At 60.3% G+C, this 18,174-nt stretch carries 12 protein-coding genes and 2 pseudogenes; 4 read left to right on the top strand and 10 right to left on the bottom strand.

Features of this window, described 5'->3' with window-relative positions; translation table 11 throughout:
- Nucleotides 1-55 precede the first annotated feature (55 nt).
- From LPN03_RS01335 to LPN03_RS01315, 5 genes and pseudogenes are all read right to left on the bottom strand, one after another.
- Complete coding sequence (locus LPN03_RS01335; RefSeq protein ID WP_262452693.1) at nt 56-856, bottom strand: DUF4113 domain-containing protein; 801 nt, start codon at nt 854-856, stop codon at nt 56-58.
- A gap of 85 nt (nt 857-941) precedes the next feature.
- A pseudogene (locus LPN03_RS01330) lies at nt 942-1,076 on the bottom strand (hypothetical protein); the annotation flags it as partial.
- Between the two features lie 93 nt (nt 1,077-1,169).
- Entirely contained in the window at nt 1,170-1,319 is a 150-nt protein-coding gene (locus LPN03_RS01325; protein WP_262452692.1) for a hypothetical protein, read from the bottom strand.
- A gap of 131 nt (nt 1,320-1,450) precedes the next feature.
- Nucleotides 1,451-5,008 carry an SIR2 family protein gene (locus LPN03_RS01320; RefSeq protein WP_262452691.1) on the bottom strand — a complete coding sequence of 1,186 codons (3,558 nt, stop codon included), beginning with the start codon at nt 5,006-5,008 and terminating at the stop codon, nt 1,451-1,453.
- 181 nt (nt 5,009-5,189) lie between these two features.
- Nucleotides 5,190-5,399: pseudogene (locus tag LPN03_RS01315) on the bottom strand (DNA polymerase V subunit UmuC); the annotation flags it as partial.
- A 64-nt stretch (nt 5,400-5,463) separates the two neighbouring features.
- Here LPN03_RS01315 and LPN03_RS01310 point away from each other — a divergent pair.
- The 3 genes from LPN03_RS01310 (at nt 5,464) to LPN03_RS01300 (ending at nt 10,837) form a co-directional block, all read left to right on the top strand.
- Nucleotides 5,464-6,969, top strand: a complete 1,506-nt coding sequence (locus tag LPN03_RS01310) for a tyrosine-type recombinase/integrase (RefSeq protein ID WP_262452689.1) — start codon at nt 5,464-5,466, stop codon at nt 6,967-6,969.
- Nucleotides 6,970-7,055: 86 nt separating this feature from the next.
- Nucleotides 7,056-8,756, top strand: coding sequence for a hypothetical protein (locus LPN03_RS01305; RefSeq protein ID WP_262452687.1), 1,701 nt, complete (start codon nt 7,056-7,058; stop codon nt 8,754-8,756).
- Nucleotides 8,753-10,837, top strand: coding sequence for a hypothetical protein (locus tag LPN03_RS01300; RefSeq protein WP_262452685.1), 2,085 nt, complete (start codon nt 8,753-8,755; stop codon nt 10,835-10,837). Before LPN03_RS01305 ends, LPN03_RS01300 begins: the two co-directional genes overlap by 4 nt.
- 894 nt (nt 10,838-11,731) lie before the next feature.
- On the opposite strand, the gene LPN03_RS01295 is transcribed toward LPN03_RS01300, so the two are convergent.
- On the bottom strand, nt 11,732-12,412 hold the full coding sequence (locus LPN03_RS01295; RefSeq protein WP_262452684.1) for a haloacid dehalogenase type II: 681 nt from the start codon (nt 12,410-12,412) through the stop codon (nt 11,732-11,734).
- A 267-nt stretch (nt 12,413-12,679) separates the two neighbouring features.
- Complete coding sequence (merA, locus tag LPN03_RS01290; protein ID WP_262452682.1) at nt 12,680-14,125, bottom strand: mercury(II) reductase; 1,446 nt, start codon at nt 14,123-14,125, stop codon at nt 12,680-12,682.
- A 283-nt stretch (nt 14,126-14,408) separates the two neighbouring features.
- Between merA and LPN03_RS01285 the strand changes: the two genes are divergently transcribed.
- A complete protein-coding gene (locus LPN03_RS01285) occupies nt 14,409-14,798 on the top strand; it encodes a heavy metal-responsive transcriptional regulator (RefSeq protein WP_262452848.1) in 390 nt (129 codons plus the stop codon).
- Between the two features lie 88 nt (nt 14,799-14,886).
- Here the strand turns inward: LPN03_RS01285 and LPN03_RS01280 are convergent, their stop codons facing one another.
- The 3 genes from LPN03_RS01280 to clpX form a co-directional block, all read right to left on the bottom strand.
- The gene (locus tag LPN03_RS01280; protein ID WP_262452680.1) at nt 14,887-15,186 is read right to left on the bottom strand and encodes a hypothetical protein; all 300 of its coding nucleotides are present in this window, start codon (nt 15,184-15,186) and stop codon (nt 14,887-14,889) included.
- A 1,027-nt stretch (nt 15,187-16,213) separates the two neighbouring features.
- A complete protein-coding gene (locus LPN03_RS01275; protein WP_410468542.1) occupies nt 16,214-16,648 on the bottom strand; it encodes a LexA family protein in 435 nt (144 codons plus the stop codon).
- 90 nt (nt 16,649-16,738) lie between these two features.
- The gene (clpX, locus tag LPN03_RS01270; protein WP_262452677.1) at nt 16,739-18,004 is read right to left on the bottom strand and encodes an ATP-dependent Clp protease ATP-binding subunit ClpX; all 1,266 of its coding nucleotides are present in this window, start codon (nt 18,002-18,004) and stop codon (nt 16,739-16,741) included.
- Nucleotides 18,005-18,174: the final 170 nt, after the last annotated feature.

Below are 18,174 nucleotides of genomic sequence, written 5' to 3'. Positions count from 1 at the left end.
GCGACGAAGGCCCTGCAGAAGTCCCCCAATATTCTGCAGGGCCTTTGTGATGTCCTCAGGCAGCTTTCACTACCAACAACTCATCCCACTCGGTTGTGTACCGGGGCGACTGATGCTCCCGCTTCATCGTCCACACCGGCGGGGCCAGCATTCCCGACCGGCCGAGCCCGATGGAGCCGGGACCGTGCTTGGCCAGCACATCCCCCAGGAGCCCGCCGAGGTTGCGCCGCTCAGCGACACTGATGAACTCCTCAAACGCCGGCTGGGGCCCTGCCAAGGACAAGTCGGTGAGCATAACCCCGGCCCGAGCATAGGGGACCCCGTGAACCAGCAGCGGCCTTATGGCTGCGATTGCGGCACGGCTGAGCTGCACAGGGTCGGCGGTGGGCGCCGGAAGTTTGACCGTGGCGCTGGGAAACGACGAGGCGTTCGGATTGAAGTGCGATGTGCCGGCAAAGACGGTCATGATTTTGGCGAGCTGGCCAGCCTTGCCCAGTCGGATTGCGATTTGCTGGGCGTACTGGCTCATGACCTGGGTCATTTCCGCCGCGGAGGTGACGGGCTGGGAGAAACTGCGGGAATAGATGACCTGCTTCTTGTCTGCCCGGGCCGTTTCCAGTTCGATGGCCGGGATGCCTCGGAGCTCCAGGACTGTGCGTTGGACGACAACCGAAAATTTGTGGCGGATCATGACGGGGTCGGCATCCCTCAGGTCGGCGACGGTGAAGATGCCCAGGGCGTTCAGCCGTTTGGCCAGGCGGCCGGCGATGCCCCAGATGCCGTCGACTGGGACCCTGGCCATGATGTAGTCCAGCGCGCCGGGGTCCATGGCCTCGACGTTGCAGAACCCCGGCAAGGTGCGGATTTTGCTTGGCGATACGGTTGGCGAACTTGGCAAGTGTTTTTGTCGGGGCGATGCCGACGCAGACGGGAAGTCCAACGTGTCGGGCGACCGCCTCCCGCATGTCCCTCCCAGCGGCCGTCAGTGCCTCCGTGTCGCCCTCAAGGCCCACGAAGCACTCATCCACGCTGTAGATTCTCACCCCCTCCCCTGCGTGTTGTAGATGAGGGCCCATTACCTCGTTTAGCTTCAGGATGTGAACACGTTGGAAACGAGGATCTGGTACCTCCATTTCGTACAGGGAATGCCTCGGGACGATGATGACCCTCTACTTGCCCGCGCAGTCGACGCGTTTTCGAATGTGGCCAGAAATGCGGAACGGGTCGGACGACCGTTCCTGCTGGCTGGCGTGGGTCGAAGATGACGCCTTCTTCTTCTTCACAGCAAAGAAGGCACAAGAAGAAATGCGGTCGGCCACGCCAGGCATTTCAGATCTGCTCCTAGTAGAGCCCGCCCCTGCTTCCTCGGTCTTTCAGACAGCGAGATCGACCAAGTCGACCTTTTCCTGGCGTCGACATAGGATCCATGCGCTGTCCGTGCCGGTCTACTCTAAGCGAGCCAATCCGGAGCTGAGCTAACCCCCAGGCGGAGTGCTTCCTCAACGATCGGTGACAATTCGTCGTTCGTCAGGAATGGCTTCATTTTGAGTACGAGCCGGTCCAGCCCGAATTCACCGTAGAAGGGTCTCTCGGTGCCTCTGAGCACGTGTGCGACAAGTGCGGCGCATTGTTGAGGAAACCTTTCAGCGGTTGAATTTTCGTCGAGGCTGATGAGCAAAGGCCTGTTCTGGCCCAGGCCCACCGGCCGGCTGAGGACAAGTTGAACGCCTTCGGGAAAGTTGTCGCCAATGTACGGGATCCAGCCAGCCATGGCATCTGATTCTTCGTGGTCCAGGGCGAGGGGTGTGCTGGCTAGGCGTTGGCGCCAGTAGGTGCGGATCCAGTCATTCCATCGGGCTACGACCGTTTCCGGCGGCGCAATGCGTAGCCACTGGCCGATCTGGACTGCAAACTTCAGGCGGGTTGTAGGGGCCGAATGCGCGATGAACTTGGAGATCCATCCTGCGTCTACAGGGTTGATCTCACTGTAGACAGCAATGGAAGCAAGGTGCTTGCAGAACATATCCTCAAGTCTTGGCCAAAGCTGAGGTAGGCGAGAAAATGCCTCTTCGAGGGCTTCGAGAAGGCCCGATTGAAGCATCCGGTCGTTCCAGCGTGTCGAATATAGGTAACCGGCCCATGCCGGTTCGGAAGGCGTCTGGCCTGACCCCCACCTCATCATTGGCAAGAGATGCTCGCAAGTCCATGTTTCGTCTGCTGCGAAGAAAAAATGGAGCTTCTCGAAAAAGACTGTCCGATATTCATCCCCAGCCGATGAAGCGTCTTGGACAAGGCTGGCCAACTCCTGCTTCAGCTGAAGTGTCATTCCGTTCCAAGTCGCCTCGTATGCTTGCCACTCCGTTGCGACTGTGTTTACCCAGAATTGGGCGAGCATGCCTGCTCCGGAGGTCAAGGCACGTGTTTGCCAGTCAATGGGGTCTGAATTGCTGGCTGTCGAGATTTCGGTCTCGTATCGTAGTCGTCTTGCAACTGCTCGCGAAGTTTCCGTCAAATCCAGTGGGATGGCATCGTCACCTCGTCGCGTTCCATACGAGAGAAGACGGGCAGTTTCTTCGAGGGGAAGAAGTTCGGAGGGTAACGACGCTAGTTCGGTCAGGACCGTCGCCCATTCCGACGAATCCAATTTCGCTTCAGTCCATCCATCGATTGTGCCCCGCGCAAAGTCCTGCCCAGCATCAGGGTCCTCGAGTTCAACTGCGGCCGACAGCAGGCCGTGGCCATCAGCAGGAAATGTGGTTACAACGTTGGCGACCAATCGAACGGCATCACGCCAAGTCGGTTGGTCGAAACCCTTAACTTTTTGGCGGTAAGGCATTAGCCGCTCAATAGCACTCGACGGGGAGGTTCCGATAAGGTGATGCAACTCGTCCAGGCCCATTGGCGGTTTGGGCGGAACGAAGGCACCGCTACTCGTCCAATGTTCCATGTCTGGGTGTTCCCTCGGGTCAAATTCCGGGTTTGCCGATTCGATCTCTTTCCGGTGCTGAGCGGCCTCGGTCCAGTCGGGATCGGCCTGAGTTAGCCACACGAGGTGATTGAAAATGAGATAGTCACGGTGGTCGGTGTCCACAGTGCAATCGAGGACCCCGGACAGCAAATCGCTACGCATTCTTGAGCTCGCCTCTCGAACCGACGCCGCCATGAGTAGGAACACCTCATGCTTCGTGTCGAAGTCATATAACAGATCACTGTTCAGCACCCACCGGATCTTGTCATCGAAGCTCCTGTCGTTGCGGAGTCGCCATCCGTGCACGCTGAGGCGTCGCAAGAGTCCAAGTCGAGAATTGCCCCAGCTCCGGATCAGCGCATCGGCTACGTCCGGGTCGCGCACAATCAGGTGCTCCAACGCGTCTCGGGCTATGTCAATTACAACGGCAATGGGCTCCCTAAAGGAATCCTGAGCGTGCGGCTCGATGGCCGATCGACCATACGAAAGTAAATCCCAGGTGCGGTCCCAATCATTTACAGTCGCGAGGATCGTGTAGCAACGACGGATGTTTTCTTCAGCAATGGTTGCTATTTCACAAGACGCGCCCTCAAGCACCGAGTCCCTCATGTTTGTCCACGCATCTGACAACTCATACTCGCTGCCAGGGAAGACGAGTTCCGCCCTAACTGCCTCCGCCTTTTCTGGATCGGCTCCACTGAAATACGAAGGAAACGGAGGATCTAACTTGAGCCTCGGGGTAGTCAGATGCTGGAACAACAGGAGCAGAGTTTCGCGATTCCCTTCCCAGGAGCATTCACTCAAGACGTGTTCGAGATCGCTTGGGAACCATCTCGGTGCTGTGTCCACAAGGATCATCACCCATTTGGAAAACATGCCCGGTGATTCGCCTGCGATCGCGGAAATGCGCCGGCTCAGGACAGACCAGAGCTCGTCGCTGATTGTCGAACCCATGCGCTGTAGTGTCGACAGGGCGCTCTGGCTGAATTGCGGGTCCAAAACAAAGTTGTCTACAAACCACCAGGCGAGGAGCCGTGAAGGCTCAGAGAGTTGCCCTGGGGCGAAAACTTCCTTGAATACTGGTTGCCTTTCCAGCCAGGTCAACCATGGGAGCCCTCTAGCCCTCTCCGTGAAGAAACCCACCGTTGGAGTATCGTGGATCACCTCTTCCAGATAGGTGGCGTCAACTGGTTCTTGAGGCGGCTCCCCGTCAACCAATTCGAATATGCGTTGCCTGTGGTTCAAGAGCCTCATGCTGGATCTCTGTGACCATCCCTCAACAGCCCTACGCAGCGCCTGGTGGTCCGTGGCGGTACCTGGATACACGACTGGGCGGATGTTCAGGCGCGTCCACTTAGATGTGTCGGACACGAAATCGAAGGCAAACCTCAGGGATCGTCTTGGGAGTCCTCTGGCCAAGTAGCTCATCACGACATCCTCGTGGCTGTAGCCGATAAACAGCACCGTGTACCGGTCAAACATTCGCCGAAGGAACTGAGCCGCCCAAGCGTCGATCAGATACGCCTTACCAAAGTCTTCGTCCGTGACGACCAGATGTCTTGGCTCTCTTTCAACCGAGCCGTGCAAGTAGACGATCCCCTCAAAATCGTCACCCATCGGTAGCGCCGGCGCAAAGTAGGCGGGAGTCGGTGTGCCCAAGAGGTCCGTGGCTGCGGTAGAAAGATGGCGATCATAGTTTGTGGTGACGATGCGAATGTTTGGCCCCGCGGCGGCCAGTTCGATGATTGCCCGGTGCAACTTGTTGGGAAGCGACTGCGGCGGATCAACGATCGCCGCAACTCGCCGGTGGACGTCAAAGGACGGCGGTAAATCGCCTAGGAATCGGTCTGGTTGAAGTATATCCACCTCAGAAAACGGCTGGGATGACTCTCGAGCGATCCGCCGTGCAAGCGCGACGAAGAGGGGCAACTCTGATGGAGGGTCAACGGAGGCGCCGGCACCCACGAAGAGAACAAGATTGCCTTCACGGTGGGCCTCAACCAATTCATTCGGTAAATTAACATCAGGAGTTATCCACACGATGCCCCTTCTAACACTCGAAATCGAACTACCGTCAGGCTACCAACCCTGCCGCCCATAGTAGTTTGGGATTCGGCGAGGGAACACCGCTCAATCGCATTGGCACCGAAGAAGTTTCCCGTTCTTTCGACCACCCCAGACGAAAATGGACGAAGCAACAACAGATTTCAGGGTACAGAAAATACACCGTCTGGCGGCTCCCAAAGGTCCCCAGGAGCTCCATGGTCCGGCTAGAGAGGCTCCCGTAGAGCTCGTAATTCGAACTCCTCCGAATGAGGCCGTGGGATCGCTCCAGGGCGGCAATTTTGAACCAGGGTGTCCCGTTTTCGATGCCCAGCGCCTTCGCCTCATTGGACCGGGCCACCACGCATCCGTCATTGTTACTTAGTACGTTGTGGATGGGGTTTTTAGCGTGTCCGGTGTCTATCACTGCGACTTGTGCTTACGCTGTGGAAGTGGACAAGGATGCTGCAGAACCACTCGCAATGAAGCAGGTATGGCGACTTCATCAGGTCCATGCTGTCCTCTCCCTCGCCTCTCTGCCAGGTGTCGTTGACTCAGATCTTCCAAGTGACTGGGCGCAGTGGCGCACAGGCCAAGGGATTCCGGTTGGCACGCCCTACCTAATTGCACCAACTTGTGAATACGACGTGCAACTCAACGCATTCTTTTACTCGGTGGACATGCTCGGTGCCCGGTTGTCCACGCGGGTCGGCTATGCACGTGATCTGAAGGGCTTCCTCGATTTCCTCCACTTTGGCCGTGACGGCAAGTCGTGGCGCGACGCATCGGAGGAGGACCACCGCGCTTACCTGATTTGGCGCCGTGAAGACCCGGACGGACCACGTATTAGCCCATCGACGTGGAACCGTGAAGTCGCGGCAGTCAATCGCTTCTACCGTTGGCAGGTGGCTCGCGGCCATGTGCTGGTTAGCCCGATTCAACGAAGAATGCGTCGTTCTGCTCATGGGTTCAGCCCGCAGGGGCAACCGGGGGAAACTGCGGCGTCGTACTCGCATGGCGCGCGTCGAGAACGGATTCAGTGGCTTCCCGCGCGTTCTTATCGGCAGTGGCGTGATGTCGGACTGCGAGGTTATGGCGCGGACGGGTTGGTTGACCCGCTTTTCCGCGGTCGGTGGGCAGACCGGAATGCTATGTTCACCGATCTGATGGTGCGAACGGGGATGAGGCTTTCGGAGCAGGCTTCGCTGAGTGTGTTTGAGATTCCTACGATTCGAGAGCAGCGCGGGTATCACCGATTCTGGTTGCCAGGGGCTGTGGCGAAATCCGGTTCAGCCAGATGGGTTTATGTTCCGTCGGCGATACTCCGCGAGCTACACACCTATATTGACGTCGACCGCCGCACTGTTATTTCCCGCGCACAGGCCCAGGGCCGGTACAAACGTGCCGGCGAGGACTATTTGGTCCTCGATGACCGTCATGTGGCAGCCTTGGCCCTCACTGCTGGGGAGGCAAATTTGTCGCAGCTGACGCCAGAGGAGCGCCGACGCTTGTTGGTTGCTGGCCCGAACGGCTTGGAGCCAGCGGCATTGTGGTTGTCCGAGGACGGGATGCCGATGTCCGTGTCGACTTGGAAGGACTTATTCCGGCAGGCCAACGATCGATGTGCGAAGCATGCGGTGAGTCTCCGCGCGCACGCGCATATGCTGCGGCACACCTTCGCTGTCATCACGCTTGAGCAATTGCAGCGGGGTCACATTGCCTCGCTCGGACAGCTCAATCCTGCACAGCGTGGACAATACACGCGGGTGTTCGGTGATCCGCTGGACTGGGTACGGCGCCGGCTCGGGCATAAAAGTGTGACGACAACGCAGATCTATCTGCACGCGCTGGAGGAGTTGGAGATGGAGACACGGATGGCACTAACCTCCGACCCGTGGGAGGACCCACGAGATCCGAGGATGATCGCAAATCTAACCCCGCCCAAGGCGGGCGAATAATGAGCCCCCGAGGAACCACCGGGATAGGGAAACCAACACCACTGCCGCTCGGCACGTATACGCCGCGACCACAGTCCACAGAATTGGTGGTCGATTTCTTCGGAGAGGATGGCCGCTCCCGACGTTTCGATGTAAGGCTGCTGCCACTGCCTGGATGGCATGAGAGCCTTGCTGCGAGCTGGGCGTACCGCATCGGGCCTTCGGGGACACTTCGAACGCGCGCATCCGCGACTGGCGCGTGGGGATCGGTGGCGCGTCTGATCCGTTTTCTTGCGCAGACTCTGCGCCCGCCTCAGCATCCCGGCGATCTTGAGGTGAGACACATTGATGCGTACAGGCGGTTTCGGGAATCGAGCACCAATGAACGCTACGCGAAGCTGGAATTGCGTTCGATTGCGCTTATTTTCGACGTACCACCTTTGGCTGAACTGGTATCTTCCGAGGTTCGCGACAGGATGCGGCCGCATCTGAGATATCAGCCAAATCCCAAGTCGGGATACTCGGATGGGGAGCTGGCGAGGATAGTCACTGCGGCTCGGGCGGACGTTGCGATCCTACGGGATCGTCTGATTGTTGCTCCGTTCGATTCCGACGAGGAGGAACGGCACCTCCTCGAAGTTGCCCGCACGACCGGAACCATTCAGTTGCAAGGAGTCTCTGCGCCACGACTGGCCGGAATGAAACGAAGGGTAGCGGAACATCTTTTCGTCACCCGCCGGGACCTAACCCCGCTCCTAGTTCTATTAGTAGCAACGACGGGCTGGAACCTCGAAGTCATCAAAGACCTCCCAGCAGAGCATCGCATCATCGAAGGCGTTGCCGTGGAGGTAGAAGTAACCAAGCGACGACGTGGCCCCGGGCACTGGCACCAGACCGCGACGTGGGAAATCGGGCCGCCCGGAAAGGAACTGTCCACTCCCGGAGGACTATATCTCCTACTATATCGAATGATGGCTCCAGCTCGTGAGTTGATGGATGATCCGTCATCATTCTGGGCGCTCTGGCACCACCGGCAAGGACAAAGAAGCGGTGGTGATGGCTGCCGAAACCCTTTCGCAGCAGCCCTCGATGCGAGTCTGCGACACCAGCCTTGGATGCGCGAACGGGGCATCCTGGCAGACCCTGCGACGGACAGCACCTCCCTTGAGGCTCCCATCCTTCGCCTGGACTTCAACCGTCTCAAAACGAGCATCGATGTCCGTCGAACCCGGCAGATGGGCGGTCATTTACCTTCGGCTGCACGAACGAATACGACAGGAGTTCTATTCAGAAATTACCTTGCTGGCGACCAAAGCACGATCGATTGGGCCGGAGAGCTGATGGCCGAGACGCTGGTAGAGGTTGAGCAGGCTGCATGGTCGGCACATCGGCGCGCGCTGGCTACTCACGGCGTGAAGGACCTGCAGATTCGGATCAAGTCGGACGATGGCGATCAGCAGTCTCCTTCGGATGTGGTCTATACGGCGTGGACAAGTTGCTCGGACCATGAGCATCATCCTTTGACAGGGAGGCGGTGCGCAGCATCGTTTCTGGACTGTTTCCATTGCGGCAACTGCGTGGTCACCGACCATCACCTGCCGAGGCTGCTCAGTCTTCTCGATGCCCTTGAGACACGTCGTCAGCAGATGAGCGAGGACGCCTGGTGGACGCGGTACGGATCCAGTTGGGCGGCGATCCGCTATGAAGTGCTGCCAAAATTCACCGAAGCGGAAGTAGACCGGGCCGCGCAAACGAAACCCAACGACAGCCTCCTCGATCTCGTCGAGCCCACGTGGGAGCAGCCATGAGCAGGCAAACTAACCTGGCACAGGCTTTCGCACCACTGGACGACAGGTTCGTTCTTCATAATCGCCAGCTGCACCCGGCCACGATCTTGGCCAGAACGGCCCGGTTCAAGGACGACATCTGGCCCCTAGCACCGGCCTCTCTTCAAGGACAAGAACGCGGCCTAACCCTCCGATTCGAGAACATCCCAGCTCGACACCGGCACGCATTGAAACTGCTCGCCTACACGTCCCTATCCGGCGAGATTCCGAGTGACGAGCCGCGGCCCGGAATCAGTAGTGTCGTCAGTACCTTTTACAACGCCGCAGTGTTCTTACGTTGGCTCGACGAGTATCACTCCGGCCGCAGCCTCGCGCAGGTCTCCGACGAGACGCTTCTGGAGTTTCAGGGATTCCTCCTCGGGCGGTATCGGTCGCCAGGGCGCCGTCGGGCTCTTCGTGCCACTGTTGTGTTCTTCTGGCGCTACCGGAGAAGTCTCGGTGAAGAATCTCTCTCATTGGATCCGCGAACGGTCACCGGCTGGAAAGAACCGCAGAACACCACACGATTTAGCGAGGAAAACACCACAGCGCGCATCCCCGAAGACGTCCACAGCCGAGTGCTCATCTGGGCATTGCGTTTCGTAAACGACTTCGCCGACGACATCCTCAATGCCACCGGCCGCTGGGAATACCTCCGCACCAAACGACCCAGCACTCCCACGGCATACGGCTCAAACTGGATCAAAGTTGACCGATACTTGGAGACCGCTCGCGTTTCTGGGCGACCGCTACCCGGAACCAACGGACTAGTCAGCTACGCCGCACTCGCCCGCTCGATCGGCTGCGATCGAAACGCCCTCCAAAGGCACACAACCAATATCACGGCCACAGCCAACGAGGTCGGGGTCTCGAAACACGTTGAGCTCAACATCACCGTAGACGGTTCCATCGATGGCGCCCCCTGGATCGAAGGTGTCTCACTAGATCCGATTCGCGACGACTCCCTCACCGTACTCACCCAGATGCTCCAAGCCGCCTGCTATATCGTGATCGCGTTCCTCTCAGGCATGCGAGACAGCGAAATCAAACACTTACGCGCCGGTTGCTGTACCAGCGAAGCCGACAGCAACGGGAACATTTACCGCTGGAAAGTGTCCAGCCTCGCGTTCAAGGGCGAAAGCACGAGTACAGGTGTAACCGCGACGTGGATCGTCGGCGAGGCCGCGGCGCGGGCCATCGGTGTGCTCGAACGCATCCACCGCGAGAGAGCACGCAACCGCACTGATTGGCTGTTCGCTGCAATCAAAGCGGGCCCGGGCGCCCCCGGGCGGGGTGACAACAAAGCCATGACGCTTGCCGGCACCAATGTTCAAATCAACCGTTTCGTCTTATGGGTCACGAATTACTGCGCAGCTCATGAACGGATCGATGGCATTCCCGACGTCGATGGCAAGCCTTGGCGGCTCAGTACCCGCCAATTCCGACGTACCCTCGCTTGGTACATTGCCCGACGCCCGGGAGGGTCCATCGCTGGGGCAATCGCCTACCGTCATCACAGCGTCCAAATGTTCGAGGGCTACGCGGGCTCCAGCGCTTCCGGATTCCGGGCCGAAGTCGAGGCTGAGGAGGCACTGGCTAGAGGAGAACACCTTCTAGCGATGATAGACCGAAACGAGCACACCAGTCTCACCGGCCCAGCCGCAGATGAAGCAGAGCGCCGTCTTGTGGGCATGGGCGCAGATCCGGCCTTTGCCGGGACGGTGACCACCGACCGACGCCGGCTATTGCGCCTGATTGATGCCCAGGCTCCCGCCATTTATCCAGGCCGATATGTCACCTGTGTCTACAACCCAGACAAGGCTTTATGCCGCACCCGCACCGGCTTGAATGACGACGTACCTGACATGGCCCACTGCAAGCCCCTGGCCTGCCGAAATGTCGCCCTCACTGACGAGAATGTTGGAGTGTGGCAGGACGAGCTCGCTGCTATTAATCGGGAACTTGGTTCCAAGCCGCTCCTCCCACCGCTGCTGGTCACTCGCCTGGAATCACGCCGTCAACAAATTGCCCACCTCCTAACACGACGCCAGGAGCCACGATGACCCGCCGCGTTCTTCTCCCCGCTGAAACACAAGTCCGCACAGCTCTGGCCCAGTTGCGAAAAGCCGATGAGGGCCGCTTGGTGACCGTGCTTGACCTCGCGCGTCAGCTGGGACTCGCAAACTCGACCTTCTGGCGTCATTACCCGGAAATCGCCCAAGAGGTAGCCGATGAACGCCGAGACTCCCTTCGAGGCACACAGGCAGCTTTTGCAAACTCGCCAACGGCCCGCGATCCTAACCTCGCTCTCCGAAAGGAAAATGCAACACTGCGGGATCGGATTGAGCTTGCAGTCGCCCACATCCAACGACTCACAATCGACAATCAAGCCCTTCGAGATCAACTCGAAACTCAAACGAACATTGCGAAACTTCACCGAGCTGGTACGCCTCGATGAAAATCGGCATGCCTGTTCACGAACGCACCAGCCAACAGGCGTTATCCTGTGTGAGCGACCAGTGTACGGCAGGCAAAGCCGAACCGGTGACATAACCACAATGCGGTCAACAGTGCCTGACTAGGCCCTGGTACCTTGCCATCCACTGGGCCTTTCGCCCACACCAGCATCGTTCAGCAGCAAAAAAACTGGCCCGGCGGTCGTCTTGGTTTTTCCGTCCCGACCATTTGAGTCTCCCCGCAAACACAACAACGCCCTGCAGGAGGCCTCATGGTCACAGCGCCGAAACTCGCAGCATGACCGAACGGACACGGCCCCCGTCACCTGCTCTGCTCTTACTTCGCTGGTCGGCCATGGGCTTGACACATTGTGATCTTTCCCGTCGCTGGGGACACCTCCGCTCCGTAAGCGCGGAAAACCTATAACCCAACGCCGTGCAGTGGCGTTTGCGGAACCACGCAATTAGCCGGTATGTCAGCTCCGGGTCTCAAAGCAGAGCTCATCGGGTTGGGTTCCGGAGTGCTTCGGGCAGGTCGGTGAGGGTGGTCAGGGTGTGGTCGGGGGTACTGAAGGAGGCCGGGTAGCTTGCGCCGGTGCGGTTGATCCAGGCTGTCTGCATTCCGGCCCGGGCGGCCCCGTGGACGTCCCATGGGTGCACAGCGACCAGCAGCATCTGGGCCGGGCTTGTCCCGCACACTCCTGCAGCGTAGGCGTAGGCGGCAGGATTTGGTTTCCAGGCCGGCGACTGTTCGACGGAGAGCAGTGCCTCGAAGTCTTTCAGGATCCCCGCCGGTGCGAACATGTTTTCTGCGATCTGCGTTGATCCGTTCGTGAGTGTGATCAGACGGTATCCTTCCGTTTTGAGTGCCCGGATACCCTCTGTCACGTCGGGGTGCAGCCCTAGGGATGCCATGCCTTCCATGATGTGGTCGACAGCGTCGTCCAGGCCGCTGGTGATCCCGGCGCCGGGCAGGAGTCCGCGCAGGGCCTCGGCGCCAATCTGAGTGAAGCCGGGGTTGTCTCCTGCCGCGGTGAGGGCGAAACCGTCCCGTAGTAGGGTCGCGAACCATAGCTTCGCCAGCGAAGCCGGCGCGCCGGTCTCGACGAACCTCGCCGCCATCGAAGTCATGTCTGAAAGGGTTTCATTGACGTCAAAAACAATCACTGACGGGCTATTCACTGGGCATTCTCCTTCGTAGAGGCAAAATCTTGCAGTAAAAATTGGGGTTCATCGACTAGTCTGTTCGATCCTGCCAGCGAAATGCCTAAGCCTGTACCCACGTGGTCGGTGGGGAGGTGGCCTGTCGAAGGGAGGTGTGAAACGTTCGTCGCTAATCCTGACCTCAATAGGACTTTGAAGCTGAGGGAAACTTGACCTGTGAGATGCCGTGCCGGGTGGGTGGCATCCCGGTCAGTACTGGGATACGGCATACACACGGATACGGCATCAGGTGGCGCAGCAGGAGAGTTTGGAGATGTCGGTGGTGTAGGACTGGGCGGCGATCTTGATCCCTTCGGCCATGGTCAGGTAAGGGCTCCACAGCTTTGCGACCTGTTCCACGGTCATCCCGGCCTCCAGGATGTAGACCCCTGCCGCGGCCAGGTCACCGGCATCCTTTGCGACCGCGGTGATCCCCACAATCTGCCGGGTGTCGGCGTCGGCGACGATCTTGATGAAGCCGCGCGTGTCCCTGTTCACCAGGGCACGGGGTACGTATTCCAGGGGCAGGACACGGCATTCGCACCGGATGCCGGCGTCGTTGGCTTGCCGGTCGGTCATGCCGACCGCGGCCAGGGCGGGGCTGGTGAAGGTGACCCGGGGCAGGTGCCGGTAGTCGACCTCGTGTCTGGCTTCGTTGAAGGCGTTTTCCACCATCATGGTGCCGTGGGAGGCGGCGACGTAGACGAATTCTTGGTGTCCGCTCACGTCCCCGGCGGCCCAGATCCGGTCATTGGTGCTGGCCAGGGTTTTTTGCACCAGGATTTCGCCCCGGTCCCCGGTTTTCACACCGACGGTGTCCAGGTTAAGCCCGTCCGTGACGGGGCGCCTACCCGTGGCGACCAGCAGTTTCGCGGCCCGGAATTCTTCCTGCCCGCCCGAGACCACGGCGGTTGCGACGATCGCGCCGGTGTCCGGATCGGTCCGCACCGAGGACACGGTGGCCCGGCGGACGACACTGATGCCCTCGTCGGCGTACACGCCCATCAGGGTCAGGGAAGCCTCCGGTTCCTCAGCCGAGGCCAGGCGGGAGCGGACCAGCATGGTCACCTTGGATCCGAGCCGGGCAAAGAGCTGTGCCTGTTCGAGTGCCACGTACCCGCCGCCGAGCACGAGCAGGGACTCGGGCACTTCGTCCAGTTCCATGGCCGTGGTCGAGGTCAGATACTCCGTGTCCGAGAGTCCTTCGATGGGGGGCACCCAGGGGGCGGACCCGGTGGCCACCAGGTAGTGCGCGGCCGTGACGGCTTCGCAGGTCCCGTCGGCCCTGGTGACCTCCAGGACCGGTTCCTCCGGTGTGCCGGCGAACACGGCATTGCCCTGGCGCAGCTCCCAGCCGTAGTCCGAGATGAGGTCCACGTACTTCTCCGAGCGCATCCCCTCCACGAGGGAACGCTTGCCGTCGACGAGTCCGGGCATGTCCACCGGAGTGGCTGAGGTGCTGATGCCGGGGAACCGTCCGGACGCGTCCAGGGCAACATGCCTGGCCTCGGCCGCCGCGAGCAGCGCCTTGGAGGGCACGCAGCCGGTGTTCACGCAGGTCCCACCGACAGTGGAACGCTCGATCATGAGCACCCGCTTGCCCAGGTTGGTGGCTCGGATCGCGGCCGCGAACGCGCCGCCGCCGGAGCCGATGACGGCCAGATCGAAATCGGGTGTTATTGGTTCAGGCATGTTTCCTCCAAGATTCTTGTGGCACCGCACGTGGCGGCCTCCAGTAAGTGCTTCTGACACCAGTTTGCACCTTCCACCATGGGGGAAGGTCAAGCGCCCGGTCCGTCACCGGCCCGGACCCTGGAGCGGACAAACCGTGAGGCACGTCAATCCTGCTCGGAGCAGATCTGCCGGCGCCGTAGGGCTCGGGGCCCCTTGCGCAGCCAGCGCGGGAAGCCCCGTTCCTGCACACCGACCACACCTTCCATTAGACTGGAAGGTCAGAGGGAATGTGAGGTGCATGATGCGTATTGGCGAAACCGCCGCGGCCGCCGGCCTGACGGCCAAGACGCTGCGGTTCTACGAGGACCGGGGTTTGCTGCCGGAGGCGGACAGGGCACCGAACGGATACCGCGACTACACCCAGGAGACGGTCGGCCGGCTGGAATTCATTCGCCGTGGCCGCACTGCGGGGCTGAGCCTGGCCCAGATTGGTGACATTCTCTCCGTCCGTGACCTCGGCCACGCCCCCTGTGTCCACGTGCGTGACCTGTTGGCCAAACGACTCTCCGACTTGGATGCCCAGATCGCCGAGCTCACGGCGCTGCGTGCGTCCGTCGCCGAATTTCATGACGCCGCGGCCGCCGGGGATCCAGCAGCGTGTGAGTCCGCGCGCATCTGCAGCTACCTCTAAATTCAGTCCAACGCCGAATTCGGCGGGCGCAGGGAGCGCATCTGTCCCAGGGCAATCACCGGGGTGAGGCGCCGGCGCGGGTGAGCCGTTATGTACCGCTGCGCCCGCGGGAGGGCTTGCCTCCGGGGAGGGGGTCGTCCGGGGTGCAGCAGTCGTCAGCAACATCGCGACGGCCGGCACGCTGTCGCCGCACCGCGAACACCAGCAGACCGGCGGCCAGGGCCCCGGCACCGGCAATCACCCACGGATTACCCAACATCGAACCGAGAATGCCGAGGGCGCCGGCGGCAATCAACAGCGGCAGCCCGCAACACAGCACCGGCAGCAGAATCAAACCCAGAATGGGCAGCACCCCACGCCTGCCCTGGTCTTTCTGGTCGGCTAACATGACTTTTCCTTCCAGGCACAGACTGCCGGGATGACAGATCTGCCTACTGCCAGCTTAAACCTTCCATCATGGGGGAAGGTCAATAGCGGGACAGCGTCTGCGACTGTTAACTTCGCTTGGTTCCGGCCCCTGAGCAACCCGCATCCTCGACGAGGATGGTCACCTCCCCGTGAAGTCGGCGACCGACCTGCCGCATGTCCCGACTCGGAGCGTCCGTCGCCCGTGAGCGTCGGCCAATGTGTGTTCTTCCCGCTCCAACACATAGGGTTCGATTCCATCCCATGCGTTGCTCGCATTGTGTCGACCGGGCCCCACGAAAGGTTCTGTGGCGGGCCGCGAGGGAACGGCAGGCTTGTTGGTGACACTTTGCTCGTGCCCCATCAGGGGGTCATGGGTGTTGCCGAAGACTAATCTTTTCCGAAGCGTTCGTGGACGTTGCATGCTATTCGTTCCGTTAGGGGTCGTTCACCGCGGCCTGTTTAGGGGACTTCCGAATTCTTCGAAATCGCATGGTTTCGCGGTCGTCAGATTCCCGTATACCGTTTCTGCAATTGAGCCCGGTGATGGGGCGGGCCTTTTACGGCACACGATCTGAAGGGTAGAAAGACATCGCTTCACAGAAAGGAACAATCTGAGTGTGGCCCTTAGGTCTCAATCAGACTTTGTTCCCTAGAGTGCCCATTTCGTTTCCAGCCGGAACTGCAATGGGTCAGCGGTGTCGCATGGTGTCCGGCCATCAGTTATGTCGTGGCCATGACGCTCAAAAAATGCCCAGCGGCGGCGAGTCTGCGCTGGCGCTGCCAGCCAGTGCTTGACGGGCGGCCCGCCAGGCCAAGGTGTTCTCGCCAGCCGGTCGAAGATATCCGCTATGGCATGACTGCCCGGTCGCCGTCAGTACGAGCCACTCTCAGGAGAACAACTCGAGCGATCGGTCGTCCAACAACATATTTCAGGTAAGTGAATGTTCACATCGATCAAGGCGATGCGGTGGGTGGTCACCGCCTGTCACCCCTTTTCAGCCGGCCTGTCACAGGAGCCGGTGAAGGCACCGGGTAACTACTCCCCAGCAGGAAAAGTCAGCCAGCTCGGGCACGGGAATGTCCGGGTACGCCGGATTCTCGGCGGTCAGGACGACCCCGGCATGGCCTATGCGCAGGCGCTTGACGGTCAGCTCTCCGTCCAGCACGGCGACGATGACGTTACCGTCAGCCGGCTTCAGGGCGCGGTCAACGATGATCTCGTCTCCGTCGCTGATCCCGGCGCCGACCATGCTGTCACCGGACACGCGAACGACGAAGGTGCTGGTCCGAGAGGGGATGAGGTGCTTGTTCAGGTCGATGTCCGAGTCGAAATAATCTTGGGCCGGACTTGGAAACCCCGCCGGGACGGCGACGGAGCTGGCCGGGATCGTCGATTCGACTGGGTTAGCAGACACGCTGCATGTTCTAGTGACGACGGTCATAGTGTTTCCATTTCGAAGATAATTTCTAGCTCTATGCCAGTGTACCTTCGACGGCTGACAGAGTCTGCCGGGACAATTCAGGATTCGGTATCAGGCCGTCTTGCGGAGCGTGGGCGAGGAGATGACGCCAGGCTGGGCGCGGCCCATCACAACGTCCCTGGTGACAATAACCTCGGTGGCATCGGGCCGTCCGGGCAGGTCGAACATGACCGGGCCCAGGACTTCCTCCATGATGGCCCGAAGCCCGCGGGCACCGGTCCCGCGGGAGTCTGCCAATTCGGCCACCGCCGTCAACGCGTCCGGCTCAAATGTCAGCGTCACCCCGTCCAGGGCCAGTAATTTGCGATATTGGCGCAGCAGGGAGTTTTTGGGCACGGTCAGGATGTCCACCAGGGCGGCGCAATCGAGCGGGACGACGGAGGTGATGATGGGTATCCGGCCAATGAACTCGGGAATCAGACCGAACTTGACCAGGTCCTGGGGCAGAACGTCCCCGGTGGCCTCGCCACCGCCTCTCAGGCTTTCCAGGCTCGCGCCGAAGCCGACTCCCTTGCGCCCGGATCGGGAGCCCTTGATGTCCTCGATTCCTGCGAAGGCGCCGGCGACGATGAACAGGATATTGGTGGTGTCGATGGAGATCATTTCCTGGCCCGGGTGCTTGCGGCCGCCCTGAGGCGGGACCGAGGCCACGCAGCCCTCGATGATCTTCAGCAGCGCCTGCTGCACGCCTTCCCCGGAAACGTCGCGGGTCAGGGACGGGTTCTCCGACTTGCGGGCTATCTTGTCGATCTCGTCGATGTAGATGATGCCGTGTTCCGCGCGCCGGATGTCGTGGTTCGCGGCCTGGATGAGCTTGAGCAGGATGTTCTCCACATCCTCGCCCACGTACCCGGCCTCCGTCAGGGAGGTGGCGTCGGCGACCGCGAACGGGACATTGAGCCGACGGGCCAGGGTTTGGGCGAGATAGGTCTTGCCGCAGCCGGTCGGGCCGACCAGCATGACGTTGGACTTGGCCAGCTCAACATCGTCAAGCTCGTCGGGCAGGGGGGTGTGGGCGGTGCGCGCGTTGATCCGCTTGTAGTGGTTGTAGACGGCCACTGACAGGGCTTTTTTGGCCGCCGTCTGCCCGACGACGTAGTCCTCGAGGTGGTCGAAGATGGCCCTCGGGTACGGCAGGTCCAGCGGCTCTTCGATGTCAAACCCGACCGCCTCCTCATCGAGGATGTCGTTGCACAACAGGATGCATTCATCACAAATGTGGACGCCGGGACCGGCAATGAGCTTGGCGACTTCGCTGTGGTTTTTGCCGCAGAAGGAGCATTTCAGCCGTGCATTCGACTGACCAGCGTGCTGCACTGAGTGGCTCCTGTCGTTGTCCGATGCCCTGACGGTGCCAGGGCGGTGCCGCGCAACAGTGCGCTTGGGGAATATTTTAATCCGTTTTGTCTCTCATTTGGGGAAAATGAGGATCAATGATGCATGGGTAACCGGTACTCAGAAGGGGTCGCGGTTGCCGGGATTCGAGG

Origin of the sequence: Arthrobacter sp. A2-55 (genome assembly GCF_025548615.1) — a bacterium.
GTDB lineage: Bacteria > Actinomycetota > Actinomycetes > Actinomycetales > Micrococcaceae > Specibacter > Specibacter silviterrae.
Note: the sequence above shows the minus strand (reverse complement) of the source record. Positions and strands in the feature narration are given on the sequence as shown.

Excerpts from the sequence above, each read along its gene's own strand:
- LPN03_RS01300 (WP_262452685.1), top strand. The coding sequence starts at position 8,753 with ATGAGCAGGCAAACTAACCTGGCACAGGCTTTCGCACCACTGGACGAC.
- merA (WP_262452682.1), bottom strand. The coding sequence starts at position 14,125 with ATGCCTGAACCAATAACACCCGATTTCGATCTGGCCGTCATCGGCTCC.
- LPN03_RS01285 (WP_262452848.1), top strand. The coding sequence starts at position 14,409 with ATGCGTATTGGCGAAACCGCCGCGGCCGCCGGCCTGACGGCCAAGACG.
- LPN03_RS01280 (WP_262452680.1), bottom strand. The coding sequence starts at position 15,186 with ATGTTAGCCGACCAGAAAGACCAGGGCAGGCGTGGGGTGCTGCCCATT.
- LPN03_RS01275 (WP_410468542.1), bottom strand. The coding sequence starts at position 16,648 with ATGACCGTCGTCACTAGAACATGCAGCGTGTCTGCTAACCCAGTCGAA.